The following is a 26285-nucleotide window of genomic DNA, read 5'->3' on the forward strand; positions in this document are numbered from 1 at the left end:
CGATGATTCCAGCACCCAGCTTGATATGGGTGCCTGCCCAAGCAATCGCCCAATAAAATTGGCCTCCCACAGGATAGCTTGGGTGGCTGCACTGGCTATAGCCAATAACCCCACTGTGGCTGGGAGCCTCTCGTGGGAGGGAGCTTTAGCTCGCGATGATTCCAGCACCCAGCTTGATATGGGTGCCTGCCCAAGCAATCGCCCAATAAAATTGGCCTCCCACAGGATAGTTTGAGTGGCTACTCTGGCTATAAGCCAATGAACTGGCCTCCCACAAGTTGGTTTGGGTGGCTGCTCTGGTATAGCCAATAAGCCCAGCTGTGGCTGGAAGCTTCTTGTGGCTGGGAGACTCTTGTGGCTGGGAGACTCTTGTGGGAGGGAGCTTTAGCTCGCGATGATTCCAGTACCCAGCTTGATATGGGTGCCTGCCCAAGCAATCGCCCAATAAATTGGCCTCCCACAGGATAGCTTGGGTGCCTGCCCAGGCAGTCGCCCAATAAATTGGCCTCCCACAGGATAGCTTGGGTGGCTGCTCTGGCTATAAGCCAATGAATGGGCCTCTCTCAAGTGGGCTTGAGTGGCTGCCGGGGCAGCCACTCCTTCATTGCCTACGCTTCTCCCAACAGCCCCAGGCTGGCGGCGGGGGCTTGGCGGCGCAGTTGGTAAGAAAGCAGATGACCAATGATGCCGATCAACAGCGCGCCGCCCAGGGGCAGCACTAGCCACAGGCCCCAATGCAAGCGCGGGGTGAGGTCGAGCCAGTAGAGGTAGAGCGCGGCGGTGACCAGCTCGGCCAGCACGGCGCCCAGCAGCCCGCTGGCAAAGCCCAGCAGGGCGTACTCGGCTCCTTGCACGCGGGAGATCATCCGATTACCCGCCCCGAACACCCGCAGCAGGCCGCTTTCATGGGCGCGTACCGGTCGGCTGGCCGTGAGGGCAGCATACAACACGCTCACCCCTGCCAACAGCACCAGGGCCAGCACCAGCTCGACTGCCCGCGTTACCTGAGTGAGCACGTCCCGCACCTGACCCAGGATGGCATCGACGTTGAGCAACGAGACGCCGGGGAAGTCGCTGACCAGTTGGCGAACCAGGCCCTGCTCCGCGTCTGGCAAGTGGAAGGCGGTGATGAAGCTATGCCCAAAGGACTCCAGCACGCCCGGCGGAAAGATCACGAAGAAGTTGGGGTTGAAGCTATCCCAGTTCAGGCTGCGCAAACTGTCGATGCGGGTGGTGATGGTATCGCCCCCCACGGTGAAGGTCATTTCATCGCCCACGCCTAGCCCCAGGCGGGCTGCCAGCCCCTCCTCCACGGAAATGGGTACGGTGCTGGCCACCGCCGAGGCAGTGGCTTCGACTTCACTCATCCAACCCTGGGGCTCGCTGGGGGTGCGAAACCATTGCCCGGCCACCACGCGATTGCCTTCCGGCAGCGTGGCTTGCCAGGTGAGGTTCAGCTCCCGGCGCAAGGAGTTGTCGCCACGGGCATCGGGTGGCACGGCATCCCGAGGGGCTTGCCCGTTGATGGCACTGATGCGCCCGCGCACCATGGGGTAGAGCGTGCTTTGGGTCTCGACGCGAGGGGCCACGGCCTGCTCGAAGGCCTCGCGTTCGCTGGGCTGGATATTGATGGCAAAGTAGTTGGGTGTGGTGTCCGGCAGCTGGTCTTGCCAGGTGGTCAGCAGATCACCACGTACCAGCACGATCATGGCCATGGCGAAAAACGTCACCGAAAAGGCCAGCAGTTGCCCCAACCCGGCCTGTTTGCGCCGGGCTAACTGCCGCCCCCCCAGGCGCAGGGCCTGGCCCCACTCACTGGCACCGGAGAGGCCCTGCACTGCCTTGAGCAAGCCGTTCAGTAGCAAGGCACTGACGCCCCACAACAGTGCCAGCAACAGAGAACCGCCCAGCAGCAGCGCCAGGGCCAGCGAGAAGCTGCCCGAGTAGAGCCACAGCAGGCCACCAAACACCAAGCTGGCCACGCCCACCACCAGCCAGGCGGCAGGCGGCAGTGGGTCCAGCTCACGGCGCAGCACTTTCAGCGCGCTCACCTGTTTGATGCGCAGCAAGGTGGGGCCGGCAAAGCCCACCAGCACCGCCAGCGCGGTGAAGATACCCAGCCATAGCGGCATGATGCCGGGGGCAGGCAGCGTCATGGGCAGGAAGCTGCTCAATAACCACAGCAGCAGTGCCTGGCCTACCAGCCCGAGGATGGCCCCCAGCAGCGAGGCTATCAACGCCAGCCCCACCAGTTGCAGGCTGAACAGCACGACCAGCTGTTGCTGGCTAGCGCCGAAGCAGCGCAGCAGCGCGGCGGTGTCCAGGTGGCGTTCGACATAGCGACGGGTCGACATGGCCACCGCGACCCCGGCCAACAGCACCGCTGCCAGCCCTGCCAGCCCCAGGTAGCTCTCCGCGCGCTGCAGTGCATTGCCCAGCTGCGGCCGGTCGACGCGGACATCACGCACGTCCACGCCCTCCCGGCGTAATTCCGCCAGCAAGCCTTGCACTTGCTCCAGAGCAGCAGGCGGCCCGGCGGCCAGCAGCTCGAACTCGACCCGGGAGCCAGGCTGCACCAGCCCGGTGGCATCAAGGTCGGCGGTATTGAGCATCAGCCGGGGGTTGAAGTTGCCAAACCCTGCGGACTGGTCGGCTTCACGCTCGATGATGCCGGTGATGGTCAGCTCGGTTTGGCCTACCTGTACCTGATCACCAATCTGGATCTCGATCAGCTCCGCCAGGCGCGGGTCGGCCCAGGCTTCACCGGCGGCAGGCCCGGAGGCCAGCCGTTCGACGCCGTTGCCCAGATCGACCAGGTTGACGCCATAATGAGGGTAGATATCATCGACGGCCTTGAGGCTGGCCGGTTGAAAGCGCTCACCGCGACTAATCATCGACACCAGGTCTACCTGATCGCTCAGGGTAAAGCCCGCCGCTTCGAGTTCGGTACGCAGGCGCTCATCGAAGGGCTCGCGCTGTTCCAGCACCAGATCGCCGCCCAGTATCTGGCTGGCCTGGCGCTCCAGGCCACGCTCCAGACGGTCCAGGAAAAAGGCGATCATGGTAGATGCCGCCACCGCCAACATCAGCGCCACGAACAGCGCCCGGACATCTGACGCGCGCAAGTCACGTTTTAAACTACGGGCGGCCAGCCGCCAGTTGATGTCACTCATTGCCTTCCTCGCTGGTGGCCGGAGCGGGAACGAAAGGCGTCAACTGGCCATTGGTGAGCCGCAGGCAGCGGTCGCAACGGCGCGCCAATGCGTGGTCGTGGGTCACCAGGATCAGCGTGGTGCCCGCCTGCTGGTTCAGCGTGAACAGCAGGTCGATGATTTGTGCGCCGGTATCCGGGTCGAGGTTGCCGGTGGGTTCGTCGGCGAACACCAGCTCCGGGTCGGTGACGAAGGCACGGGCAATCGCCACGCGCTGCTGCTCGCCCCCCGACAGCTGCTTGGGCAGATGCGAGGTGCGCTCCCCTAGCCCCACACGTTCCAGCCATTGCTGGGCGGCAGCGGTTTCCCCTGCCCGTGGCGACAGCTCCAGTGGCAGCAGCACGTTTTCGAAGGCGCTGAGCGTGGGCAGCAGTTGGAAATTTTGAAACACGAAGCCTACTCGTCCGGCCCTGAGCGCGGCACGGCCATCCTCATCCAGCTGGCTCAACGGGTGACCAAATAGCGTCAGCTCACCGTCGTTGGGCGTGTCCAGCCCCGCCAGTAGCCCCAGCAGGGTAGACTTACCGGCCCCACTCTTGCCCAGAATGGCAACGCTTTCCCCGGCGGCCACGCTGAGATCGAGGTTGTCCAGAATGGTCAGCGAGCGCTCGCCACTGGCGACGCGTTTTGCCAACTGATGGGCATGTAGCACCACGTTGGGCGCCATGGCCGGGGGAACCTTATCTGACGTTAGCGTGTCGGTGATGGGCGGATGCGCGTTGGCAGCATCGCTGGGCACTTTGGAAGTAGGGTCAGAGGAGTAGGACATGAAGCGTGAATTCCCTTTAATAACGGTTCGACAACGAATGGTACCTATACAGCAGGCGATGCACACGACACTCTTGAAAACTGGCTTCTTCAACACAGCTTTTGCAAAATCGGCCTTCTCAAACTTCGTGATGCTGGCGGCCATTACGCTGGCGGCCTGCTTGAGCGTACTTCCAGCGCACGCCGATGACGGCCATGATGACGACAGTGCCCACTCATTGCCCACACTGCTGGTGATGGGCGATAGCTTGAGCGCTGCCTATGGTATCGAAGAAGAGCAAGGCTGGGTGGCGCTGCTCGCCCAGCGTCTGGAGGGCGAGGCCGAGGTGGTCAATGCCAGCATCAGCGGTGAAACCACCGCTGGCGGTGCTCAACGATTCGCCGATATTCTCCGACAGCGTCAGCCGGATATCGTTCTGCTGGAGCTGGGCGGCAACGATGGCCTGCGCGGCCTGCCCCCCGCCCAGATGCGCGCCAACCTGGCCAGCATGATCGAACAGAGCCAGCAGGCCGATGCCGAGGTACTGCTGCTGGGCATCGATATTCCGCCCAACTACGGGCAGGCATACCGTGATGCCTTTACCGGCGTGTTCCACTCGCTGGCGGATGAGTACGCGCTTTCACTGGTGCCCTTCCTGCTGGAAGATGTGGCGCTCAATACACAGTTGATGCAAAGCGATGGCATTCATCCCACGGCAGAGGCCCAGCCTATCATTCTCGACAACGTTTGGCCCGAACTGGAGCCCATGTTGGAAGCCACCTATCAGGCAGCCCAGTAACAAAACGTTGATGCTTTGTGACCAGCAGGGATAGCGTTTTTGCATGTCAGCGAGTAATCTGAAGGCCTATTTACCCAACGCTCATGGCGTCCATGTCCCTGCACTCACTCCCTCCTCCCCATGGCCTGACACGTCGGCGGTTCTTGACCGTCACAGGCGCCTTGTTGCTGGGTGTTGGGCTGGGGCTTCAGCCCTCTCCTGCGGCCGCCTTCAACCCTCAGCAGCTGCGTCAATCCATGCAACGGCTTTACGGCCAAAGCGGCGTGAACGTACTGGAAGAGTGGTTCAGTTTGCTCGACCGCCTGCAGGGCCAGGATATTCAAACGCAGCTGCGTGACGTGAATGACTTCTTCAACCGGCGCATTCGCTGGGTAGATGATATCAACAACTGGGGCCAGGAAGACTTCTGGGCCACGCCCCTGGAAGCCATGGGTAAAGGCCAGGGCGACTGTGAAGATTATTCGATTGCCAAATACATCACGTTAAAGCAGTTGGGCGTTCCGGGTGACCGGCTTCGCATGATTTACGTACGCGCGCGGATCGGGCGTAGTCAGATTACCCAGGCGCACATGGTGCTGGGCTACTACTCGACGCCCAATGCCGAACCGCTGGTGCTGGATAACCTGATGCCTTCCATCACGCCCGCTTCCCAGCGTAACGACCTGGACCCGGTCTTCAGTTTCAATAGCAGTGGTTTGTGGGCAGGCGGCGGCTCCGAGTCTCGCGCCGACCCGCTGGCGCGGTTGTCTCGCTGGCGCAGCGTCATCGAGCGCATGCAATCACAAGGATTCATCTAAGAGGAACAGGCACCATGTCGCTGATCAAACAGCTTTGGCTGGCCATTATCGTGCTGTTGCTGCTGTCGTTCGTCGGCAGCCTGGCCATCAGCATCAACAGCAGCCGCGCTTACATCGAGCAGGAAGTGCGCATCAAGAACGAGGACAACGCCACGGCACTGGCGCTTTCCATGAGCCAACTGGACAAGGAACTGGTGATCCTCGAATTGCTGATTGCAGCGCAGTTCGATACCGGTTACTACCGTTCTATCGTGCTGCGTGATGCCGAAGGCGACGTGCTGGTGGAGCGCCGTGCCGGTGAGTACAGCGGTGACGTGCCCGGCTGGTTTCGTAGCCTGGTGCAGTTCGATGTGCCCGTGGGCACGGCCACCATTCAGGATGGCTGGCGACAGTTTGGCACGCTGGAGTTGGAGAGCCAGCACAGTTTTGCCTACGCCTCGCTATGGCGCAGCATGCTGGAGCTGGCGGGCTGGTTCCTGCTGGCGGGGGCGATCAGCCTGACCCTGGCCACGGTGATGGTGCGGGGCATCAAGCACCCGCTGGTACGAGTAGTGGCCCAGGCCAAGGACATCAGCGCGCGCCGCTTCACCACCATCAAGGAACCCCGCACGCTGGAGCTGCGTGAAGTGGCCCAGGCCATGAACGTGCTGTCGGCCAACGTGCGCCAGATGCTCAGCCACGAAGGGCAAAAGCTGGACGAGCTGCGCCGCCACCTGCAGCACGACCGCGTGACCGGTGCCCTGAACCGCGATGTGATCATGGGCAAGCTGGGCGCCCTGCTGGAGAGTGAAGAAGCTCGCGCCACGGGGCTGCTGGTCATGGTGCGCGTGCGCGCCCTGGAGCAGTTGAACGAGCAGCTTGGCCACCAGGCCACCGATGCCCTGCTCAAGCAGCTCACCCAGCAGTTGGCCGCGCTGGATAGCACGTCGGAAGAGCCCCTGGTGGGCCGACTCAACGGCAGTGACTTTCTGCTGATACTACCCATGGAGGAGGAGCCTCACGCACTACTGCCTCGCCTGGAAGAAGCGCTGGCACAGGTAACGTCGCCCCACAATAGCGCCACACCGGGCCTGGCCACCGCCGTGGTAGCCTACCATCCGCATGATGAACGTGGCCCGCTGCTGGCGACGCTGGACGACGCCCTGGCAGAGGCGGAAAGTGCCAGCAGCGCTACCCATATCGTGGTGCGGCAGCGTGAACAGGGCTCTCTGTTCGGCAACCACACGCAGTGGCGCACGGCCCTGACCGACGCCATTGCCCAGGGGCCGCAATTGGCCTACTTCCCGGTCATGGATGCCGAGCAGCAGGTGTTGCACTACGAATGCCCTGCCCGCCTACAGCTGGCTAACCAGTGGCAAAGTGCGGGGCTCTTCATTCCCTGGGTCACGCGTTTTTCGATGGAGCCCGCGCTGGATATCGCAGTAGTGCGCAAGGCACTTGACAAGCTCAAGGCCCACGGCGAGCAGTCGCTCGGGATCAACCTGTCGATTGCATCGATTACCAACGCCGAGTTCGTCAATGAGCTGAGACAGCTATTGGAGAAGCAGCCTGCCCAGGCACGCAAGCTCTGCTTCGAGGTACCCGCTACGCTAACGCCACACGCCATTGGCAGCTTGCGCGGGCTATGCAGCGCTCTGCGCCCGCTGGGCTGCCAGTTCGGCATCGAACACGTGGGTGCTGAATTCACCAAGTTGGCCGACCTGCACGACGTAGGGTTGAGCTACCTGAAACTGGACAGCAGCCTGGTGCGGGGTATCGATACCTCCCACGAGCAGCAAACCATCGTGCGCGGCATGGCCACCCTGTGCCACTCACTCGGCATTGAGGTGATCGCCGAGGGCGTGGCCGCCCCGGAGGAGCTGGAAAGCCTGTTCCGCACCGGTGTAGATGGCGTGACAGGCCCAGCTGTTCGAGCCAGCTAGGCCCCACCATGGTGGTAAGGGCGTGCCTGAGGCACGTCCTTACCAGAGTGGCGTATCGTCATCCCCTAGCAGGTTCACGTCATTCCTTGCGCGAAGCGACTTACGCTCCATCACCTTGCTCTGGGCGGCAGCAGGCAAATCGGTAAAGCTCAGCACGCCCTTCTCCAGCAACACCTCCAGCATGTCTTCTACCACCCTCACGAAAGCCAGGTCAGACGCTATCATTTGCGCCGACTGCCCCGTTTGCTGGGCCAGAAAGGCAAACACCTCTGGCGAATTGGCCGCGATGGTCTCGCTACACTCGGGCGTAGGCTCCTTGCTAAGCGTCACGATCTCCCCCTTGGCGTTACGTTTGATATAGAGCATAGCGGCTTCCCCTGTCAGTCAACGCGCTGGTTGGTTGTTAAACGTCATCTTACTGTAGATACAACAAGGCCGCCCGTGGGCGGCCTTTGGGTTGGGTCGAGAATTATTGATCGATGTTCAATTGACCGTTGGCAATCATCTTAGCGATCAGATCCTCACCATCGCTGGCACTAAAATCGCTGAAAGACTTGCCTTCCAGACGAATCACTTGATCGGCATTATTCTTATTGCCGCCCAAGCCACCTTGGGAGTTGAGGTAGAGCACCGTATCGGCTCCGTCTTCCTCGGCTACGATATAAGCGCTGAGATCGACGGCATCCTCTTCTCCTTGGAGCAGGTCTGCGATATCCAGCACGTTATCACCACTGCCAAAGTTCCTGACCACATCGACGGCAGGATTACCTATCTCCCCCTGGTCTCCATCCTGCCAAAGGAAGATGTCATTACCATCCCCACCGACCAGAATATCATTCCCTGCACCGCCGATAAGGGTGTTATTACCCCCTTCACCATAGAGGATATCGTCACCATCACCACCTCTCAGAGTATCATCCTGCAAACCGCCAACAATCAGATCGTCACCCTCACCACCTTCCAGCGTGTTGGAAATATTGGTTTCTCCAAAGATAAAGTCTTTGATATCTGTGGACTCATTGCCAAACTCATCCACTGAATTCACCTTGAGTTGCCCGGTGCGGCCTACCAGCGAGCCAACGTCAAAGCTCCAGTTACCGTCAGCATCAATTGTCGTAGTGCCAAGCGTCTGCTCATCGCCATTGTCATCAATCTGGAAGATTTCAACACTAGAGCCCGGCATACCAGTGCCGTTAACACTGAACTCTCGGAAGCCGACATCCGTGTCCTGCTGGTCATTAATCACATAGTCTACCCTGTTTGGAATTACACCATCCGAGTCAATGACGAGAAACACTTGCTGGCCATCCACAGTTCCTTGAAGAATCAAGATATCCTTCGGCTCACCCGTGACTGAGAAGTAGTCAGAACGTATGACGGTCATTTCGGTGGTGATGTTGGTGCGCACCTCCTCCCAACCCCACCATCTTTGTACGTACGACACTTGTGTATAAGATACTGAATAAACATCACCCACTGCCATGAGTGCAGTGCTGTTACTCCCTTCGACACTGGTGATCGTAAGATCCTGCGTATGCGAAATTTGATTTGAGCTCAGGTTAGCACCGGGCCCGAACGTAGTGTTATTCACAGTGGACGTAACACCAAACTGACTATTGGAAAGCCCTCCCTCCCAAATCAGCTCGGTGACTTCCACACCTACCTCTTCCCGCAGCGCAAAGTCGGTAATGGAGACCGATGGCAGAATGAGGCCAGGCGCATCAGCCTCCGCAGTGGCTTCGTTGCCCACAGCATCACTAACAGAAGCCTCAGCAGTATAATTACCAACCGCCAATGGACGCACCAGCTCTACTGCCCAAGAGCCATCCTCTTGTACCACTCCTGTTACCGTCTGCTCTACACCGTTTGCATCCTTCACCACCACGGTCACGGTCGCGCCGATTTCATCGGACGTACCGGTAATATCAGGCATGGTGTTATTAATATTCGTTGGCAAATCGTCGAACGCAAGGAGCGGTGGCGTTAAGTCGAGATCAACGTTGGTAGTGGCATTAACAGGGTTGCCGTTGTTGTCCGTAGCGGCGGCTGTAACGGTTAGCTCACCATCCTCTAAATCACTGACATCAACATTTGCAACACTGTAGTCACCATGCACGTTAACTACTGCCGTCGCCGTCACGGTGTTGCCGTTCTGGTCGGTGATGGTGATCGCCACCACGCTGCCTTCGGCAACGTCGGCGCTGGTGCCGCTGATGTCCAGGGTCGCGTCGCCGTTATCCACGGTCGCCACCACGGTCAGATCGGCATCAACCGCATCCAGTACCGCACTGGTGTCGGCCTCAACGGGGTTGCCGTTGTTGTCGGTGGTGCTCGCATCGATGGTCAGCGGGCCGTCCGTCAGGCCGCTCACATCGACGTTTTCAACCAGGTAGGTGCCATCGGCGCCCACGGTGGCCGTGGTGGTCACGGTCGCGCCGTTCTGGTCGGTGATGGTGATCGCCACCACGCTGCCTTCGGCAACGTCGGCGCTGGTGCCGCTGATGTCCAGGGTCGCGTCGCCGTTATCCACGGTGACGCTGACAGTAATATCAGAGTCAATATCTACGTCGGCGTCGGCATCGGCGTCGGCATCCGCATCTGCATCGGAATCCGCATCAGCATCAGCATCAGCATCTGCGTCGGAATCTGCATCGGCGTCCGCATCCGCATCTGAATCCGCATCCGCGTCGGCGTCGGCATCTGAATCCGCGTCAGCGTCAGCATCAGAATCGGCATCAGCGTCGGCATCCGCATCGGCGTCAGCATCAGAATCGGCATCAGCGTCGGCATCCGCATCGGCGTCAGCGTCAGCATCTGCGTCGGCATCTGAATCCGCGTCAGCGTCAGCGTCAGCGTCCGCATCAGAATCGGCATCGGCGTCTGCATCTGCGTCTGCGTCTGCGTCTGCATCGGCGTCAGCCTCTGCATCAGCATCGGCATCAGCGTCGGCATCCGCATCGGCGTCTGCATCCGCATCTGCATCGGCATCTGCATCGGCATCCGCGTCTGCATCAGAATCGGCATCAGCGTCGGCATCCGCATCGGCGTCTGCATCCGCATCAGCATCTGCATCGGCATCGGCATCGGCATCGGCGTCTGAATCGGCGTCTGAATCGGCGTCTGAATCGGCATCGGAATCAGCGTCGGCGTCAGCATCTGCATCCGCATCGGCGTCGGCATCTGCATCGGCATCCGCATCAGCGTCGGCATCAGCGTCGGCATCCGCATCCGCATCCGCGTCGGCATCGGCATCTGCATCTGCATCGGCATCCGCATCTGCATCTGCGTCGGCGTCCGCATCGGCGTCTGCATCGGCGTCTGCATCGGCATCAGCATCGGCGTCAGCATCGGCGTCAGCATCCGCGTCGGCATCTGCGTCGGCATCTGCGTCAGCATCTGCGTCAGCATCCGCATCTGCGTCGGCATCGGCATCCGCATCCGCATCCGCGTCGGCATCTGCATCCGCGTCAGCGTCGGCATCGGCATCGGCATCGGCATCAGCATCTGCGTCAGCATCGGCATCGGCATCCGCATCTGCGTCGGCATCAGCGTCAGCATCGGCGTCGGCATCGGCATCGGCATCTGCATCTGCATCTGCATCTGCATCTGCATCGGCGTCTGCATCGGCGTCCGCGTCTGCATCTGCATCGGCATCGGCATCTGCATCGGCGTCGGCATCTGCATCCGCGTCGGCGTCCGCGTCTGCATCGGCATCTGCATCAGCATCGGCGTCTGCATCCGCATCGGCATCTGCATCGGCATCTGCATCCGCGTCGGCATCTGCATCTGCATCTGCATCTACATCGGCGTCGGCGTCGGCGTCGGCGTCGGCGTCGGCGTCGGCGTCGGCATCCGCATCTGCATCCGCGTCGGCATCTGTATCGTCAGCAGTAGCGGTAGCGGCAGCACCTCCGTCAAACTCTACGAATTCGGCACCTTCCAGGCCGCCGTCGGTGTTGAAGCTTTGTGGGTCGGTTTCTTCGGCGATACGGGCAACGCGTACGAAACTGCTGCCGCCGCCACCGCCGCCACCTGCGCCAGCGCCGGCAGCAGTGGCATCAAGGAGATCGAGCAGGTCACCGTCTTCATCTTCGAGGGCGGCGAGCAGGGCTTCCAGGTCGTCGTCCTGGGCGCTGGCATCGGTGGCGACAATGGCGTCTGTGTTCAGCTCAGGGGTAACGGCGACTTCCTGGCCGCCCTCTACCACGTTGGCGCCGGTGCCGTCGGCAAAGTCCAGCTCGACGCGACCATCGGCGGAGGTAATGAGTGTTTCCCCCTCCTGAATGACGTCACCGATGCGCAGTTCACGCAGGTTGCCATCTTCGTCGCGTGCCCATGCTTGACCTGAAATCGCTATCACCGTTGCCATGTCTTGTTCTCCACCCACCGCTCGATTAAGGGGTTGCCGAGGCTGACTGACTGCAGACGCAGAAAAGCCTATTGGCGGCATTGTAAACAAGGTAGCGCTGGCCAACGGGGTTGCCTATTGTACCGGTGGCCAATACGCAATGAATGGGCAGTATTTGCGTGTCAAGCAAACGAGAAACGGAGGTTACGGGTCTGCGCGCAGGGATTCATGAGCCTTTAACAGACCCGCCATCATATTGAGAGCGCCAGCGTCATTATCGAAGCGGCAGCGGTGGCAAAACTCATGGGCTCGCGCGGCCAGCGCGATGTGGAGCGTGGCCTCTTCCGGGGAGTGCAGCGCTTCCCATTCGGGGCTTTGGGTGAGCTGCGGCCAGTTTGCCGACAGCAGTGCAAGTACTTCCCCATTGAGTTTGGCCGAGAGGGGCCAATGGGCGCCCAGGGTATCATGGCTCCAGCCTTGCCAGTCGAGTAATAGAGGTTGTTGGTTTATCAATGCGAGGCGTGCAGTGGCGGGGTTCTGAAGCGTGAGGCCAGCTGGCACCTTCTCGACTAGCGCGATCATCTGTGGCCAGCTTTCCTGGAATCGCGTGATCTGAAAGCCTTGCCGATCTTCCTGCGTCAAATAATCAAAGCGGTTCGTATCAATGCTTCTCATGCGTTCTGGCAACGTGGCAAAGGTAGCTCGGTACTGTGCTATCAGGCTCAGTGACAGTGGCGTCTGCAGTAACGTTTGGCGAAGCGCCGCCAGCCAGGGTTTGCGTTCTTCCGAGTTGAGCCATTGCGGGCGCAGGCTGCCGATGTCTAAAGCGACGTAATGGCACCAAAGCAAGTCGCCATGACCGATCAGTTTGGGTACTTCAGACGGCATTGCTCCCGCCGCCGCACTGCGCTCTTCGAGCAGCGCAATTTCGTGGTGCGCTTCGTTCTCTCGCGAAGGCACGTAACATTTCAACAGCCAGTAGGAGGGGCTTGCGCTGTCCTGCTGCGTGCATAGCAGCACGTGGGCGACGGTACGACTGTGCAGCAGACGACACTCGACGATATCGACGAATGCGAGATGATGACGTTCGGCCAACCAGCCGGGCAGCCATTGGGCCAATCGTGCCGCATCGAAGCGCTTGAGGAAGTCCGTTGCTTCGCCAATCGCTACCTGCCGGGCGCGAGGGAGCAACAGCATGTTGATGTGCTGAACGTGTTTGATGATACCCAGAGCGTTGACCATGCCGTTGACGCTGGCGGCCATCATTTGGCGCAACGCAATCAGCAGGACGAACAGTGTGAACAGGGGGCGCGCCGATCCATACAGATAGTCGATGACCAGGATGACAAAGCCAAGCGCAAAGCTGATATTGATGACCGACAATACGTTGCTTTGCAGCGTTTCCTGAAGCTGTGGCACTTTTTCGAAGCGGTAGTAACGCGCCACGATAAGCCCCAGGATGGCCACACAAACCACTGCCAGGAACCCTAGCGCCGGGTGCAAAAAGGCAATGACCAAACAAAACAATAGGGCAATGCACATCGAAGAGAGCGCTCCCATCACGATGGCCAGCATGCGCCTGCCCAAAGGCCGATGATTGGCTACCAGGCGTGTCTTGTTGAGCCTAAGCAAAAGGGCGTCGAACAAACGTGAGATGCTGCGCTTGACCCACCACTGCATTAGCGCAAACGCGCAAAAGCAGAGAACGGCCAAGGCCAGTAGCATCGCCATCTTGTCATTATCGCCAAACTGTGCAGGCAATCCGCGGGTCAAACGACTCTGACCGCTCATCAAGACTTGTAACAGCTGCCAAGGTAGCAACAGGCTGGCCAGCAACAGTATCTGCGCTGTTACTTGCTTCAAGAGAATGGCGCCTACCTGCCAGCGGAATGGTCGCACCACCTCACTCAAAAGGGCCCACATCAGGTCGCGTAGGTGGCGACGATGAGCTCTCTGCTCTTCGGTTGCCGACATGAAGCCCTTCACTCCCGTTCTTTCAGCATGGTATCGATCAGCTGCATGAACCTACGCAGCTCTTCAGGCTGATGCTCCTTCGGCGCGTAGGCCGATATCGCCCGGTATAAAGCCGCCAGAATGGCATGGTTATACTGCAAGCTGCGCTGCTCGGCTTCGGCCCAGCCGTAAGTGGGCCATTGCTGTTGTTCAGCCAGGGAAATGCTCGCCTGATGGAGGGCTTCGAACAGGGGCGCCACGAAGCGGCTACCGTGAAGATGCTCCAATGTCACTACCTGGCTGCCATCGTGGTAGCGCAGCGACATCAGTGAGCTGGGCAGCGAGATACGGCCTTGGGGGTCGAGTAGATAAAATAATCGTTGCCATAGGGTCACGGCGCCATAGCTCGACTGCATGATGCTTTCCAGGTCGCTACTAGCCGTAGGCAGAGGGGGACCGGGCTGCACGTCACCACTCAGCAGCGACTCCGACCAGCGTGCCAGCCCTTCGTGTACCCACCCTTGCTTGAACATCATGTGGGCATTTTGATAAAGGTGGAAAAGCTCGTGGGCTGGTGTCAGGTTAGTGGCGGCCTCAACACGTCCGCCCAGGGCCATGCGAATATGGCATTCGGGAATGGCCGGGTTACGTACTACTTCGTCATAGGCTTGGCCGCCGCGAACCTGCTCCGTACGCAGAATCACCATGATAAAGTCGGCCTGCTGATAACGGGGCCTTTGCAAGGGGGGCGTCAGACCCAATACCTCACGAAACAGCACGTCGGCAGCCAGCAGCTGGGTGGCAATGTCTGTAAGCCGCTCAGCCTCGGAGACACGGTACTGATCTGACGCCTGCATGGAAAAATGCGCCCCCACTTCATGGGCCACTTGCGCGTGCTCTGCCCCCACAAGGGCCAGCGCGGGCTCACGTGACAAGGTGCGACAAACGCTGGCAATCGAGGCATCCTGTTGTGCCACGCCCGCCCACAGGTCGCTGCCGAGCAACAGGGCCAGCAGGATCAGCGCCCCTTTACGCACCGCGACGGTCAGGTGCGTCATGCACTCCCTGCCTGATGCCCCGCCAGTAATAACTGCTGATAAGCCACTAGCCCAGAAAGGTAGTGTTCGACATCGTCGATGCGCACGCGAAAGCTGTGATGACGAATGAAAAAACCGTCCTGCACGGTGTGCGGGGCCTTGAAGTACATGGCCACTTCCGGCCAGAAAAATCCATTTTGCAGGTAGTTCGCGCGGGTATGCAGCGCGTGATAGAACGCATCGATGTCCAGGCCATCGAGCACATCGGCAAGCTCCGGCATCTGCTCCAGCGTGAGCAGTGTCTTGTGGAACGCCATGGAGAGTTCCAACAGCGTTGGGAAAGTGGTGATCCGGTCACGGATGAAGTCGATGTACCCTGCTACGTTGCGCACTGCGAATTCAAAATAGCGGCGCTCGGGGCGGTACATCACCAGCTCATTGGTACAGTAGGCCAGCCAGTGATCGTGGGCCTGCTCATGGCCGTTGTCGATAAAATAGTCAAAGGCCTTGACGACACACGCAAGCCACTGGGGGTTACGAGTCTGGCCGTAAAGCCGCATCAGCGCAAAGGCCGCTTCGCCATCGTAGTAGATGATTCGGCTCTTTTCCTTGAGCGATAAATCCGCCGCATTCAGCACATGCACGAAGCTGCCATCAGCCTCCTGCATGCGGACGATCCCCAACGCCAGCGCGTCGGCCAACGCAGCATAGCGGTCATCGTCCATCACCTGCTGATACTTGACCAGGGCCAGGATAGCCACTGCATTAGCCCCTAGTTTGATGATGTTTCCCGTGTCGACCACATAGGCCGCGCCATCACGCTCGATGATGTCCCGATCGCGCAAGCTCTCCAACGCGCGGTCTATCTGGCCATGCAGCTGGCGGAGCTGTTCATCGTCAAGAAGCCGTTGAGTAAGGCAGCTTTCATAACCTTCCAGCAGCGCATAAGTACTGCTGGCATGGCGGAGGATGTTATAGGTGCCAATGTCACGATTGAAACAGGGAAAATAACCATACACATAGCGGCCATTCGCCTGTACCTGCCTACCCAGAAAGCGCGTCGAGCGGGCTATCAGTTCAGCGGTGGAGGCAGGCGTCAACGGCGGAGTTTCACGACGCCCCCAGCAGCGGGGCTGCGTGCTCAGAAGATGATGGCTCGGCTGTTCACCGCCAAGCGCCAAAAAGACGCCAGCCGTAGCAAAACTCCACATGGGCATCTCGTCGGCAAAGCTTGGCATCTGGCTAGAGCCGTGGCGGGCCTTGAGGTAGCGCTCCAGGTGGGCTTGGTTAATTTGCGCATGGCCCACCTGGTGCCCGCCATACAGGCAGGCGTTGGCATTCAGCTCCATTTCACTGAGCAGCAGCCTGGCTTCGCGCTTGCCTTCAAACGCCAAACCACTGCGAAAGTAGCTACGCTTATAGCGCATGAGTTCCTGCTTGAAGGCCCCCCAACGGCCTTCACGCACGGCGAAAGGCCACTCGATGCGACACCCCACCAGCGGATGCCCGAATTTGCGCTGCAGTCGGGTAATCGCTTGTTCAAGCGCAGGCACCAGTACTTCCCACTGGCCCGCCCGCAGTGCGCTGACATCGACCGTCAGCGTCGTGACCTGAGCCCGCGCATAGCCGTCGCTTACCGAGACCAGTAACAGTGAGTCGAAAGGAGCTACGCTGGCATGCTGACGCTGCCATTGTGACAACACGTCAGAACCCGCAGCATGCAAGGCTGAGTGGATAGCCTCACGGGCAACGTGTGCTTCCTGAACGGCGTGATCCGACATGTCATGGCTCGCATAAGTAGTGAGGGTATAAGTGATGAACGAGGTGAGGTACTGGCAGCGGACGCTTTGGTGTGCAACGATGTGGCCCCCAAAAACGCAGCCACAGCGGGTCACTCAACGTTGTCAGGGGCATGCTCCGCCACCGGCGCCAACTTGAGAATCAGCTGCAGCCGATCTCGTACTGACAGCTTTCGAAAAATAGCGCTCAGATGCGCTTTGACCGTGCGTTCAGTGATCTCCAACTGGCGGGCCACCTCTTTGTTCGTGGCGCCACGCGCCACGGCCAACGCAACGCCACGCTCTCGCTCGGTGAGCAGCTGCAGGTAGTCGCTGTGTTGATAACGGTCATGGTCAACGCGCTGCTGGAGAGCCTTGAACGTACCACCGAGGACTTTCGCCAATAACTCTTGCCCAACCCACACACCTTGATGGGTCACGACCAGAGCCACCTGGTTCAGCACATCAGCCGCCGCCAGGGTATGCACATAGCCCCTGGCGCCCAGATCCAATGCCCTTAGCGCCTCACGGTCGTCGGGGGTATAGCTCAGCACCACCACGATGGCCCCCTGCTCTATCAGGGCAGGAACCATGAGTGGCCAGCTATCCACGGTAGTGGAAAGCCATACAAGATCATTGGGCGCTACGCGCTGGCCCAAGGTGTCAGGCGTCAGGGCTCCCACATCCTGAAACGCTTTTTTCCAGCGCGCCTTCAAACTCCCGTCTGTTGTTATAAACCAGTGTTTCATCAGCGCTCTCCCATGGAATCTCGCCACGCTCTCAAAACAGGTTTCAGCATGAACTGCATGACGGTTCGCTTACCGGTGACGATATCCACTTGTGCGGTCATCCCCGGTATGACCTGTAGCCGGTCGGCTACGTTTTCATTCTCTTGGCTGCGCACGCGAACCAGATAGAAGGTATTGCCATCATCATCGGTAATAGTGTCGGCGCTGATATGCTCGAGTTCGGCCTGCAACCCACCATAAATCGCGTAGTCGTAGGCGGTGAGCTTGATGGTGGCTGGCTGGCCCGGGTGCAGGAAGGCGATATCCTGCGGGGCGATGCGTGCCTCCACCAGAAGTTGATCATCGGTCGGCACGATTTCCACGACTTCCTGGCCCGGCTGAGCGACACCACCGATCGTATTGATGTGGATACGCTGTACGATGCCGTCTACTGGTGACCGGATCTCCGTCAACCGGACGCGATCCTGCAAGCCAGTGCCTGACTGCTGCAGGGCATTCAAATCACCCAGCGCCTGGGCCAAATCATTACGCCACTCGCTGCGACGCTCGGCCCCCAGCTCCCTCAACTGGGTTTCGGCTTCTTCCACGGCAGCTTGCAAACGTGACACCGAGGCATCTGCCTGGTTGCGCTCACCCGTGGCACGCGATACTTCCCGCTGCAAACGCAGCACTTCCACTTCCGACACCGCACCGGATGCCAGCAAGGGGCGCGTCAGGTTCAGTTCCTGGCTAGCCATGTTCGCTTCACGCTGAGCCGTGTCGCGCCGTGCCTGTGCTTCACGTAGCTCTTCTCGACGCTGACGGATACGGTCATTGAGTACGTTTTCCTGCTCGCGCAGCTCTTCGCGACGACTCTCGTACACCTCGCGCTCTTGCATGACGATATGCGGCACTTCTTCGCGCAGCTCATCGGAGGGTTCGAAGGGTGAATTGGTGGCCAGCGCCCTTAACCGCTCGGCACGTGCCTCCAGCGCAAAGCGCTGGGCGCGGTTTTCCCTGAAATCCGAGACGAAGCGAGTCGGGTCGATCTGCATCAGCACATCTCCCGCGCTGACCAGCTGCCCCTCGCGAATCATGATCTGATTGACCACGCCGCCATCGAAGGATTGGATACGCTGGAGCTGGCTGGCGGGGATCACGCGGCCCGTGCCTCGGGTCACTTCATCGATGGCGGCGAAATAGGACCATGTCAGCAGGGCTACGATGGTCAGCAGTACCGTATAGAGAAACAGGCGCGCACGGATAGGCTCTTGCTGCATGCGCGCCCAGTCGGTGTCGCTTGCCCAATCCCGATTCAGGTGCGCAGAGGTGACCCGTTTGGCGAACAGTCGATCCATGAAAGGTCGGAACGGTTTTTGACCCTTTTCGGAAAAACGGCCAATCGCATCGAAGCCTTTTTGCTCTGGTGTCACGGAAGGCTTGCGTGTCATCAGGAAGCCCTCCCGATTTGCCCTTTACGCAGCGCTTCCACCACGGTATCGCGGGGGCCATCGGCCACCACTTTGCCCGCATCCATGACGATGATGCGATCGACCAGCGACAGCAGCGATGTGCGGTGGGTCACCACAAGAATGGTCTTGCCTGCCGATATGCGGGTCAGGTTGGCCTTGAAGGCTTCTTCACTGGCGTTGTCCATGGAGCTGGTCGGCTCATCCAACAACAAGATGGGCGGGTCCTGCACCAAGGCTCGGGCAATGGCCACTGCCTGCTTTTGCCCGCCAGACAATGCCTGACCGCGCTCGCCCACCTGCAAATCCACACCGTGAGGGTGGCCATTTACCAGCGCCTCCAAGCCAGCCAGCTTTAGCACTCTGAGCAACGCTTCGTCATCGACGCGGTCATTTCCCCCCCCGGCCACGATGTTCTCGCGCAAGGAACCCGAGAACAGACTGACATCCTGCGGCACATAGCCAATATGGCGCCGCAGATGCAGCGGATCCAACTGGCGGATATCGACGTTGTCGACCAGCACGGCACCTGCCGTTGGCTGGTAGAACCCCATGATCAGCTTATTGAGAGATGACTTGCCACAGCCAATACGACCCAGCAGGGCGACTTTCTCTCCTGCCTTGATGTGGATCGAGACCTCACGCAGAGCATCGCGTTCTTCCTCTGGGTAGCGCAGGGTGACTTTCTCGAGACGGATATTACCTTCGAAGCTGGGTTTTTCGACGTAGGACTTACCCTCATGACGCTCGCTTTTCTTATCCATTACGGTGTTGAGCGTTTCCAAGGTAGTAGCAGACTGATGGTACTGCGCCAGTAGTGCTGCCGTTTGGCTGATGGGCGACATGGCACGGGAAGACAGCATGTAGGCCGCGATTAGCCCCCCTTGGGTGAGATTACCTTCGATAATCTGGTAGACACCGATAATGATCACGCAGACCGCGACGCTATGCTGAGCCCATAGCGCCACGCTGGATACCGACGTACTGACCATTTTCAGCTGGCTACCGATTTTAGCCAAAAACGCTGTGGCTTTTTCCCATTGGCGTTGAATGCGGCTCTCGGCCCGTAGGGCCTTGACGTTTTCCAATTGAGAAACCGACTCGACCAACAAGGAGTTGCGTTGAGCACCGACCTCCCAAGCGGTTTGCGAAAGTTCGTGCAACTTGCCTTGCGCGGCCAATGCATATAGCAGTACAAACACGGCTCCGATCAATACCGGCAGTACTAACCAGGGATTGATCAGTGCAATAATGGCCGCAAACATCAGCACGAAGGGAAGATCGACAATCCCCAGAATCGTCGCCGAACCAATAAAATTACGAACCGATTCGAACGACTGCATGGTGGCTGTGAACGCGCCGGTCGATGCCGGCCGCTCTTCCAACCGGACACCCAGTGCTTTTGCCATGAGCGATGAAGAGAGTTTGACATCCGCGCGGCTGGCAGCAAGATCCACAAAGCTGCTGCGCATCAGTCGCAGCGCCAAATCGAAACACAACACGATAAAAATACCGATAGCCAGCACCCACAACGTCTCAGTCGCCTGATTGGGTACGACGCGGTCGTAAACGTTGAGCACGAAAAGCGGCATGGCGATGGCAAACAAGTTGATGGCCACCGACCCCAGCACGATGTCTCGATATAACCGCCGATTCTCGCGAATTACGCCCCAGAACCAGTGCTGATCCCGGCGCTTCTTACTATTGACGCCTGGTTCGGAAGCATTGTCCGTCAGAAACTTCGGGCGAACGTAAATAGCATCGCCGCTATAGCCCGCATGGAGCTCCGCTAAAGGGATTTCGACTTCGGATTCCGTCAGTTCAGGAAACAGCACACGGGCTTTTTGCTGTTTGAGATCAATGGCCAACAGCACACAGGCCCGGCCAGGTTCGAGTAGCAGCACAGCAGGTAGCAGTGCTGGATTGAGCCCTGAGAGTGGGCTTTTGACGATACGCGCAGTCAGCCCAGCTCTGGAGGCTGCCCGGCCAAACACAGAAGGCGTTAGCTTGCCGTCTTCCAGCGGCAACCCCGCTCGCAATGCTTCTGCAGAGACTTCATGCTGATGAAACGAGGCAATTGCCTTGAGGCACTCCAGCAATTCATCGCCATTTGGCTGTTCCCCGGACAGTGAGTTTACTGCGTCCGTCGTCGTTACCTTCGTTTGTGTCACACAGACCTCGTATCCTCAGGGAAGCGCTTAACTATACATGCCTGACGACTAAAAAGTGACCGCCAGCGGTGGGCTTTTGTGAGCCGGATAATAATGGATAGCTAGACTGACGGCGTTTTCAAAACCATGGAACACCGTCAGCCGTAGCGGCACTGCTTAGACGTCAGGCATCATCACATAGGTGGCTGCTGACGCGTACACCGGTGACTGGCTAGTTAACTCGTGACTGAACTGGGCACTGATACCTCGAGTGAAGTCTTCCAGCGTAAACCCGCGCGGCCCTTCCGTACCACACGCCATTTCGGGATTCTGCGCCATGCCTTCGTAGCCCAGCTCTGCCAGGCTGGGGATGTCGTCACGGACGACGTCCAGGGTTTGCATTAGTTGGCCCATGGCGGCCAAGGTGCGGGCCTGGGCCAGCGTCAGATCAAACTCTGCGTTGGCATAGGCACGGCTGGCCTCGAAGAACTCGTTTTCGCTGTCCAGCACGTCCAGCAGGGTGCGCTGACCGATATCGAACTGCTGTTGATAAGCACCGCGGACCCGGTCGATGGACTGGCGATGGTCATTCAAATAGCGCAGCTGCTCGCCAATGCGCTGGGTATCGTTGTAAGCAATTTGTGTGGTCTGACGTACGTTGGTACAAGCCACTTCTCGCTGATTGACCGCCTGCTCGATACGGGTAGTGGCCGCCTCGAAGGCAGCACTGTCAGCACCACCGCGGTAAAGGTTCATGCTCGCGACCAGCTGGATGCTGTGCTCGTCGCGACGTCCTGAAATGGCGTCGTCTTGATTATTGGTGCCGGTACGCCCCTGGATATCCAGACGCGGCATAAACGCAGCACGCTCAGCGCTCTGCACGGCCCGCTGGGCAGCAATATTCTCGATGGCAGCGTGGAATTCAGGATTCCCCTGGAACGCCATCTGAATGGCCTGGCTCACATCCGTGGGTAAATCAGCCGCCAGTGAGGGCGCAGGCGTCATGTTCTGAGGCGGCAGCTGGCCGACCAGGCGCTGATAACGCGCCGTCACGTCATGCAGGTTGGAGGCTTCGGTCATCAGGTTGGACTCGGCGAGCGCCAGACGACCACTGATTTGCGCCAGGTCTACCCCTCTGCCCGCACCCGAAAGGGCGCGCTCTTCGATCTGCGAAAACACGCGGCGATGTTCGCGGTAGTTATCTTGCGCCAAACGCACCATTTCACGGAAACGCATGACATCCAGATACGCTTGGAAGGTTTCCAGGGCAATATTTTCACTGGCCCCCAGCAGCTCGAAATAGGCAATCAAGCGCGTACGATCCAAACGCTCCACTTCACTGCGCGTCGCGAAACCATCGAAGACCATCTGGGTCAGCGTCAGCTCGGCAAAATCACTGTTATAGCTGCCCCGGCCATCGTTCTGTTGGTCCCTGCGTCCAACGCCTGCCGAGACATCGATGGAAGGCAGGTAGTTGCCCTTGGCCACGCGCACATCGCTACCCGCTGCACTAAAGTTGGCCCAAGCGGCATTAACCTGAGGATTGCTGACGATGGTTTGCTGAATGGTACTAACCACATCTGTCGAGCCCGGCGCGTACAGCGTGGAAGGCAGGTTTTGAGCCAGCGCAGTCAGCGGCAGGCAACTGAGCGTTGCCACGGCTGCGGGGAGCAAGCCGCGTTGTAGAAAAGTGGGTGTTGTCGCGTTGTTCTTCATGGCCATGGATCCCTTATGAACGTTTCTCGCTGCAGATGAGCAAGTAGCCTTTCCTTTGCAACAACGCGGACACTTTGCATTGTCACCCCCTTGGCTGCTTACCCGCCGACACTGACTCATCTATCGCGTTTTATTTTTGCCGCGCTCCGCTCAATTGGCTAAGTATTGTCTAGCAAGAAAACCTTAGCAAATTGATATTAGCTTAAATTAAACGTCTGAGCGCCAGTCGCAAGCCATAAAAACAAAAGTCACAAAAATTTACAATAAGACGCTGAAAAAACACTCAACCAGAGGCAGGTAACTCCTTACGCGGCCACTGCTGAAGCGCCAGCCCCACCAGGATCAGCAATAGACCAGTCAACGTCGAGCTCAGTAATGGCTCGCCCACCACAATATAGAGCAACAACAGAGAGACCGGCGGGGAGAGAAAGATCAGTGTAGACACCTTGGCAGTCCGGGAAACCTTGTGGATCGCCAACTGCCAGAGCACGAAGGCAATGCCCATCTCGAACAATCCCACGTACACGCCGGATGCCAGCGCGGTCATACCATGCCACTGAAACCCCGGCCCGAAAAGTAACAAAACTGTTAAAACAGGTAACCCAACACTGAAGTTTTGCCACTGCCCCACTAACGCCGGCCGGGCATCTCGCGCATTCAGTAGCCAGTAGAGTGCCCACAACAACGTTGAGGCAAGCGCCAGCGCAACGCCTAAACCATCCTCGAAGGCGACGTTGAAAACCTGTCCACGCGTCGCAATGACCCACACCCCGGCATAGGCGATCAGCCCGGCCACCATGTCTCTTCGCGTCAACGGGTGACCCAGCAGAGGCACCGCCAGAAACGCCATGGCCAATGCCCAGGTGTAGTTCAGGGCCATGGCCTCCTGGCCTGGCAGGCGGTCGTAGGCTGCAAACAACACCAGATAATACGCGACGGGGTTCATCAGCCCCGCCCATAAGGCCGTGCGCCAGCCGTACCTGAGCGCCTGCTGCATGCGCCCTTGAGCAACTACCAGCGCGCCCATCAACAGCCATGACACCAACGCCGCTAGCCACATTAGCTCTAACGGGCTCATCCAGGAGAGTGCCAGCTTGAAGGCGGTCGCTACCGTCGACCAAAGGGCGACCGCCCCCAGTCCATACAGAATAGCCGCTCTATCCTGGCTCATCGGTCGATGTGCCCAAGGTCACGGTCAGGGTCGATGTGATCGCGTACCTGCTGTTTGAGCGTCTTGATATCCGGGAAGCCGCCGTCACGTTTGCGCTCCCAAAGCAGCGTGTCATCACACCAGATTTCAAACCGGCCCCCATGGGAAGGCACGAGCGCGACCTGGTCGAGCTGCTCACCAAACGTGGACAGTAACTCTTGGGCATACCAGCCGCTGCGCAGCAGCCACTGACACTGGGTGCAGTAGTGAATCCGGACCTGCGGCATGGCGTACTCCTTATCGGCCAATTCCCTGACAAGCTAAACTATCATGTCGATTACGCTATGATATTGATCAAGCATTCTGTCATCTTATATTAGCAACTGCCAAGGAACCCCATGGCCCAGCCAGATGTTTCACAAACGCGTCTCTATGAGTGGCTGACGGGCGATGACGACAGCCGTATGTGTGCCGACATCCCCGAGGGCGCTTGCCAGGAGCAGCCGCGTAACTTTTTCCATCATCTATGGGCGGCATTGGGTAACAAGATGGCGGATGAACTCTCCAGTGCAAGGCTGGTATTGCCCTGGTTGATGGGCATCATCGGTGCGCCAGTGTGGATGGTGGGCTTGCTGGTCCCCATCCGTGAGGCTGGCGCGCTGCTGCCTCAGCTGTTCGTGGCAGGCTTCATCCGCCTGAAACCTCAGCGCAAGTGGGTATGGGTCACCGGAGCGCTTCTTCAAGCCTTGGCCGCACTGTTCCTCGCGCTACTGGCGCTCTGGGGAAGTGGCACGCTGGGCGGATTTCTGGTGCTGGCGGTGCTGGTGGTACTGTCATTAGCGAGAGGGCTCTCATCGATCGCCACCAAGGACGTCCTTGGCAAGACCATCGCCAAGCGCAGGCGAGGGACCCTCATGGGCTGGAGTGGCAGCGTAGCAGGTGCCGCCACGCTGGCGGCGGGCGGTGTGTTGCTGTGGTTCGGTGACCGCCCAGGTAACGTGGCGCTGGCCCTATTGTTATGTGTCGCGGCGGCGGGATGGTTGCTCAACGCGTTCAGCGCAGCGCGCATCAAGGAGGTGCCAGGCGCCGTAGAAGGCGGTGAAAACGCCTGGGACAGCATCAAACTCGGTCTCACCCTGATGCGTGAGGACCGCACCTTTCTGCACTTCAATCTGGCCAGGGCCTTATTGCTTTCCAGTGCGCTTGCCCTGCCCTACCTGGCGCTGCTGGGCCAACAACAAAGCGGCGGTGAGCTGGGCGGGCTAGGCATCATGGTGGTGGTGTCCGGGTTGTCAGCGATGATTGCCAGCCCCATCTGGGGCAAACGCGCGGACCACTCCAGCCGCCGCGTCATGCGTGATGCTGCCGCCGGTACCGCTCTGTGTTGCTGCCTAGGCGCGGGCATTGCCTGGCTACCGGGCGAGTGGACCCGCAGCGTACTGCCCTACGCCTGCGTTTATGCCCTGCTGATGATCATTCACCATGGGGTTCGCCTGGGCCGCAAAACCTATCTGGTCGATATGGCCAGTCAGGACAACCGAGCACTCTATGTGGCGCTGTCCAACACTTTCACAGGAGTGCTCATGCTGGCAGTGGGCGGCCTGATTGGCGGGCTGGCCCAGTGGCTTGGCAGCAGCCTATTGCTGCTGGTGCTAGCGGCCACGGCACTCGGGGCCATGGTAAGCGCTCAGCGTCTTCCAGAAGCAGAGTGATCTTCAAGGATTGCAAACCCGTGCAACGCTCGCCATGATGGGCGGGAATCACGGCGTAACGTGGTTTTTTTGCTATCCTAGCGGTAATCAGTGGTAAGTGGCATCGCCTACCCTGCCTATACGCGCCTCGCGCTGACGAACAGCGACACGGCTAGAATGACGAGAAGCAACAGGAATCCATTGATGAAACGATCTCCCTTGATCAGCCCGGAGTTACTCGAACGCATTGTTGATGCTTCTGAAGATGGCATTGTCGTTGCAGAGCAGGAAGGTGACGAAAACATTCTGATTTATGTCAACAAAGGCTTCGAACGACTGACCGGCTACAGCGCAGACGAAATCCTGTATCGAGATTGTCGTTTTCTGCAGAACGAAGACCGCGATCAGGATGCCCTCGCGTCGATTCGTGATGCCCTACAGGATGGCCGCCCCTCTCGCGAAGTGCTGCGCAACTATCGTAAAGACGGCACGATGTTCTGGAACGAGCTATCGATTACGCCGGTTTATGATGAAGCCGATAACCTGATGTACTTCATCGGCGTGCAGAAAGACGTCACCGAACGGGTCGAAGCCCAGCTGGCTTTGGCAGCGTTGAAAAAGCAGCAGGCGCTGGCCGAATAGCGTTTGTGGCCATGCTGCTGTTGGTAGCTCTGGGGATTTTGGTAGCTCTGGGGATTTTGGTAGCTCTGGGGGATTTAATGGCGGCCAAGGCAAGTTTGTGCTTGAACTTCATCCCAACTGGCGTTATATAGCGCCTAGGCGCTTG

Annotated in this window: 18 protein-coding genes; 5 read left to right on the plus strand and 13 right to left on the minus strand. The window is 59.1% G+C overall.

The genetic code is table 11. The features are described 5' to 3' along the window. Window positions 1–608: 608 nt before the first annotated feature. Together CWI66_RS06670 and CWI66_RS06675 are read right to left on the minus strand one after the other, a co-directional pair. On the minus strand, window positions 609–3173 hold the full coding sequence (locus CWI66_RS06670) for an ABC transporter permease (protein ID WP_100731264.1): 2565 nt from the start codon (window positions 3171–3173) through the stop codon (window positions 609–611). Continuing rightward, window positions 3166–3981, minus strand: coding sequence for an ABC transporter ATP-binding protein (locus CWI66_RS06675; RefSeq protein WP_016913268.1), 816 nt, complete (start codon window positions 3979–3981; stop codon window positions 3166–3168). The genes CWI66_RS06670 and CWI66_RS06675 overlap by 8 nt, the downstream gene beginning before the upstream one ends. Before the next feature lie 58 nt (window positions 3982–4039). Between CWI66_RS06675 and CWI66_RS06680 the strand changes: the two genes are divergently transcribed. The 3 genes from CWI66_RS06680 to CWI66_RS06690 all read left to right on the plus strand — a co-directional run bounded on the left by CWI66_RS06680 (window position 4040) and on the right by CWI66_RS06690 (window position 7478). Continuing rightward, window positions 4040–4759: an arylesterase gene (locus CWI66_RS06680; RefSeq protein ID WP_081193598.1), complete on the plus strand. Its 720-nt coding sequence runs from the start codon at window positions 4040–4042 to the stop codon at window positions 4757–4759. A gap of 92 nt (window positions 4760–4851) precedes the next feature. Next, on the plus strand, window positions 4852–5556 hold the full coding sequence (locus CWI66_RS06685; RefSeq protein WP_100731265.1) for a transglutaminase-like cysteine peptidase: 705 nt from the start codon (window positions 4852–4854) through the stop codon (window positions 5554–5556). A gap of 14 nt (window positions 5557–5570) precedes the next feature. Next, on the plus strand, window positions 5571–7478 hold the full coding sequence (locus CWI66_RS06690; protein ID WP_100731266.1) for a bifunctional diguanylate cyclase/phosphodiesterase: 1908 nt from the start codon (window positions 5571–5573) through the stop codon (window positions 7476–7478). A gap of 39 nt (window positions 7479–7517) precedes the next feature. Here the strand turns inward: CWI66_RS06690 and CWI66_RS06695 are convergent, their stop codons facing one another. The 11 genes from CWI66_RS06695 to CWI66_RS06745 all read right to left on the minus strand — a co-directional run bounded on the left by CWI66_RS06695 (window position 7518) and on the right by CWI66_RS06745 (window position 24094). Then, window positions 7518–7844, minus strand: a complete 327-nt coding sequence (locus CWI66_RS06695; RefSeq protein ID WP_081193592.1) for a tryptophan synthase subunit beta like protein — start codon at window positions 7842–7844, stop codon at window positions 7518–7520. A gap of 103 nt (window positions 7845–7947) precedes the next feature. Beyond that, window positions 7948–11847 carry a retention module-containing protein gene (locus tag CWI66_RS17975; RefSeq protein ID WP_198517472.1) on the minus strand — a complete coding sequence of 1300 codons (3900 nt, stop codon included), beginning with the start codon at window positions 11845–11847 and terminating at the stop codon, window positions 7948–7950. Window positions 11848–12030: 183 nt separating this feature from the next. Further along, entirely contained in the window at window positions 12031–13800 is a 1770-nt protein-coding gene (locus tag CWI66_RS06705; protein WP_232710776.1) for an ABC transporter ATP-binding protein, read from the minus strand. 8 nt (window positions 13801–13808) lie between these two features. Next, on the minus strand, window positions 13809–14837 hold the full coding sequence (locus tag CWI66_RS06710; protein WP_100731268.1) for a hypothetical protein: 1029 nt from the start codon (window positions 14835–14837) through the stop codon (window positions 13809–13811). Continuing rightward, window positions 14834–16597, minus strand: coding sequence for a hypothetical protein (locus CWI66_RS06715; protein ID WP_198517473.1), 1764 nt, complete (start codon window positions 16595–16597; stop codon window positions 14834–14836). The genes CWI66_RS06710 and CWI66_RS06715 overlap by 4 nt, the downstream gene beginning before the upstream one ends. Before the next feature lie 110 nt (window positions 16598–16707). Further along, window positions 16708–17343, minus strand: coding sequence for a response regulator transcription factor (locus CWI66_RS06720; protein ID WP_081135387.1), 636 nt, complete (start codon window positions 17341–17343; stop codon window positions 16708–16710). Beyond that, a complete protein-coding gene (locus tag CWI66_RS06725) occupies window positions 17343–18773 on the minus strand; it encodes an HlyD family type I secretion periplasmic adaptor subunit (RefSeq protein ID WP_100731269.1) in 1431 nt (476 codons plus the stop codon). Before CWI66_RS06725 ends, CWI66_RS06720 begins: the two co-directional genes overlap by 1 nt. Continuing rightward, window positions 18773–20890 carry a type I secretion system permease/ATPase gene (locus CWI66_RS06730; protein ID WP_254893732.1) on the minus strand — a complete coding sequence of 706 codons (2118 nt, stop codon included), beginning with the start codon at window positions 20888–20890 and terminating at the stop codon, window positions 18773–18775. The genes CWI66_RS06725 and CWI66_RS06730 overlap by 1 nt, the downstream gene beginning before the upstream one ends. A gap of 228 nt (window positions 20891–21118) precedes the next feature. Continuing rightward, window positions 21119–22657, minus strand: a complete 1539-nt coding sequence (locus CWI66_RS06735; protein ID WP_100731271.1) for a TolC family outer membrane protein — start codon at window positions 22655–22657, stop codon at window positions 21119–21121. 283 nt (window positions 22658–22940) lie between these two features. Further along, window positions 22941–23828: a DMT family transporter gene (locus tag CWI66_RS06740; protein WP_100731272.1), complete on the minus strand. Its 888-nt coding sequence runs from the start codon at window positions 23826–23828 to the stop codon at window positions 22941–22943. Continuing rightward, on the minus strand, window positions 23825–24094 hold the full coding sequence (locus tag CWI66_RS06745) for a SelT/SelW/SelH family protein (protein WP_016916584.1): 270 nt from the start codon (window positions 24092–24094) through the stop codon (window positions 23825–23827). Before CWI66_RS06745 ends, CWI66_RS06740 begins: the two co-directional genes overlap by 4 nt. A gap of 111 nt (window positions 24095–24205) precedes the next feature. On the opposite strand from CWI66_RS06745, the gene CWI66_RS06750 reads away from it, so the two are divergent. Further along, window positions 24206–25519 (plus strand): MFS transporter, encoded by a 1314-nt coding sequence (locus tag CWI66_RS06750; protein WP_100731273.1) that lies wholly within the window; start codon window positions 24206–24208, stop codon window positions 25517–25519. A gap of 183 nt (window positions 25520–25702) precedes the next feature. Further along, entirely contained in the window at window positions 25703–26140 is a 438-nt protein-coding gene (locus tag CWI66_RS06755) for a PAS domain S-box protein (protein ID WP_081192212.1), read from the plus strand. Window positions 26141–26285 lie beyond the last annotated feature (145 nt).

The sequence above is a fragment of the Halomonas sp. 141 genome (assembly GCF_002810305.1).
Lineage (GTDB): Bacteria > Pseudomonadota > Gammaproteobacteria > Pseudomonadales > Halomonadaceae > Vreelandella > Vreelandella stevensii.

Coding starts and splice junctions, on each gene's coding strand:
- CWI66_RS06695 (WP_081193592.1), bottom strand. CDS start 7,844: ATGCTCTATATCAAACGTAACGCCAAGGGGGAGATCGTGACGCTTAGC.
- CWI66_RS06690 (WP_100731266.1), top strand. CDS start 5,571: ATGTCGCTGATCAAACAGCTTTGGCTGGCCATTATCGTGCTGTTGCTG.
- CWI66_RS06745 (WP_016916584.1), bottom strand. CDS start 24,094: ATGCCGCAGGTCCGGATTCACTACTGCACCCAGTGTCAGTGGCTGCTG.
- CWI66_RS06755 (WP_081192212.1), top strand. CDS start 25,703: ATGAAACGATCTCCCTTGATCAGCCCGGAGTTACTCGAACGCATTGTT.
- CWI66_RS06710 (WP_100731268.1), bottom strand. CDS start 14,837: ATGACGCACCTGACCGTCGCGGTGCGTAAAGGGGCGCTGATCCTGCTG.
- CWI66_RS06670 (WP_100731264.1), bottom strand. CDS start 3,173: ATGAGTGACATCAACTGGCGGCTGGCCGCCCGTAGTTTAAAACGTGAC.
- CWI66_RS06735 (WP_100731271.1), bottom strand. CDS start 22,657: ATGAAGAACAACGCGACAACACCCACTTTTCTACAACGCGGCTTGCTC.
- CWI66_RS06715 (WP_198517473.1), bottom strand. CDS start 16,597: ATGTCGGATCACGCCGTTCAGGAAGCACACGTTGCCCGTGAGGCTATC.
- CWI66_RS06725 (WP_100731269.1), bottom strand. CDS start 18,773: ATGACACGCAAGCCTTCCGTGACACCAGAGCAAAAAGGCTTCGATGCG.
- CWI66_RS06740 (WP_100731272.1), bottom strand. CDS start 23,828: ATGAGCCAGGATAGAGCGGCTATTCTGTATGGACTGGGGGCGGTCGCC.
- CWI66_RS06675 (WP_016913268.1), bottom strand. CDS start 3,981: ATGTCCTACTCCTCTGACCCTACTTCCAAAGTGCCCAGCGATGCTGCC.
- CWI66_RS06750 (WP_100731273.1), top strand. CDS start 24,206: ATGGCCCAGCCAGATGTTTCACAAACGCGTCTCTATGAGTGGCTGACG.
- CWI66_RS17975 (WP_198517472.1), bottom strand. CDS start 11,847: ATGGCAACGGTGATAGCGATTTCAGGTCAAGCATGGGCACGCGACGAA.
- CWI66_RS06685 (WP_100731265.1), top strand. CDS start 4,852: ATGTCCCTGCACTCACTCCCTCCTCCCCATGGCCTGACACGTCGGCGG.
- CWI66_RS06705 (WP_232710776.1), bottom strand. CDS start 13,800: ATGTCGGCAACCGAAGAGCAGAGAGCTCATCGTCGCCACCTACGCGAC.
- CWI66_RS06680 (WP_081193598.1), top strand. CDS start 4,040: ATGCACACGACACTCTTGAAAACTGGCTTCTTCAACACAGCTTTTGCA.
- CWI66_RS06720 (WP_081135387.1), bottom strand. CDS start 17,343: ATGAAACACTGGTTTATAACAACAGACGGGAGTTTGAAGGCGCGCTGG.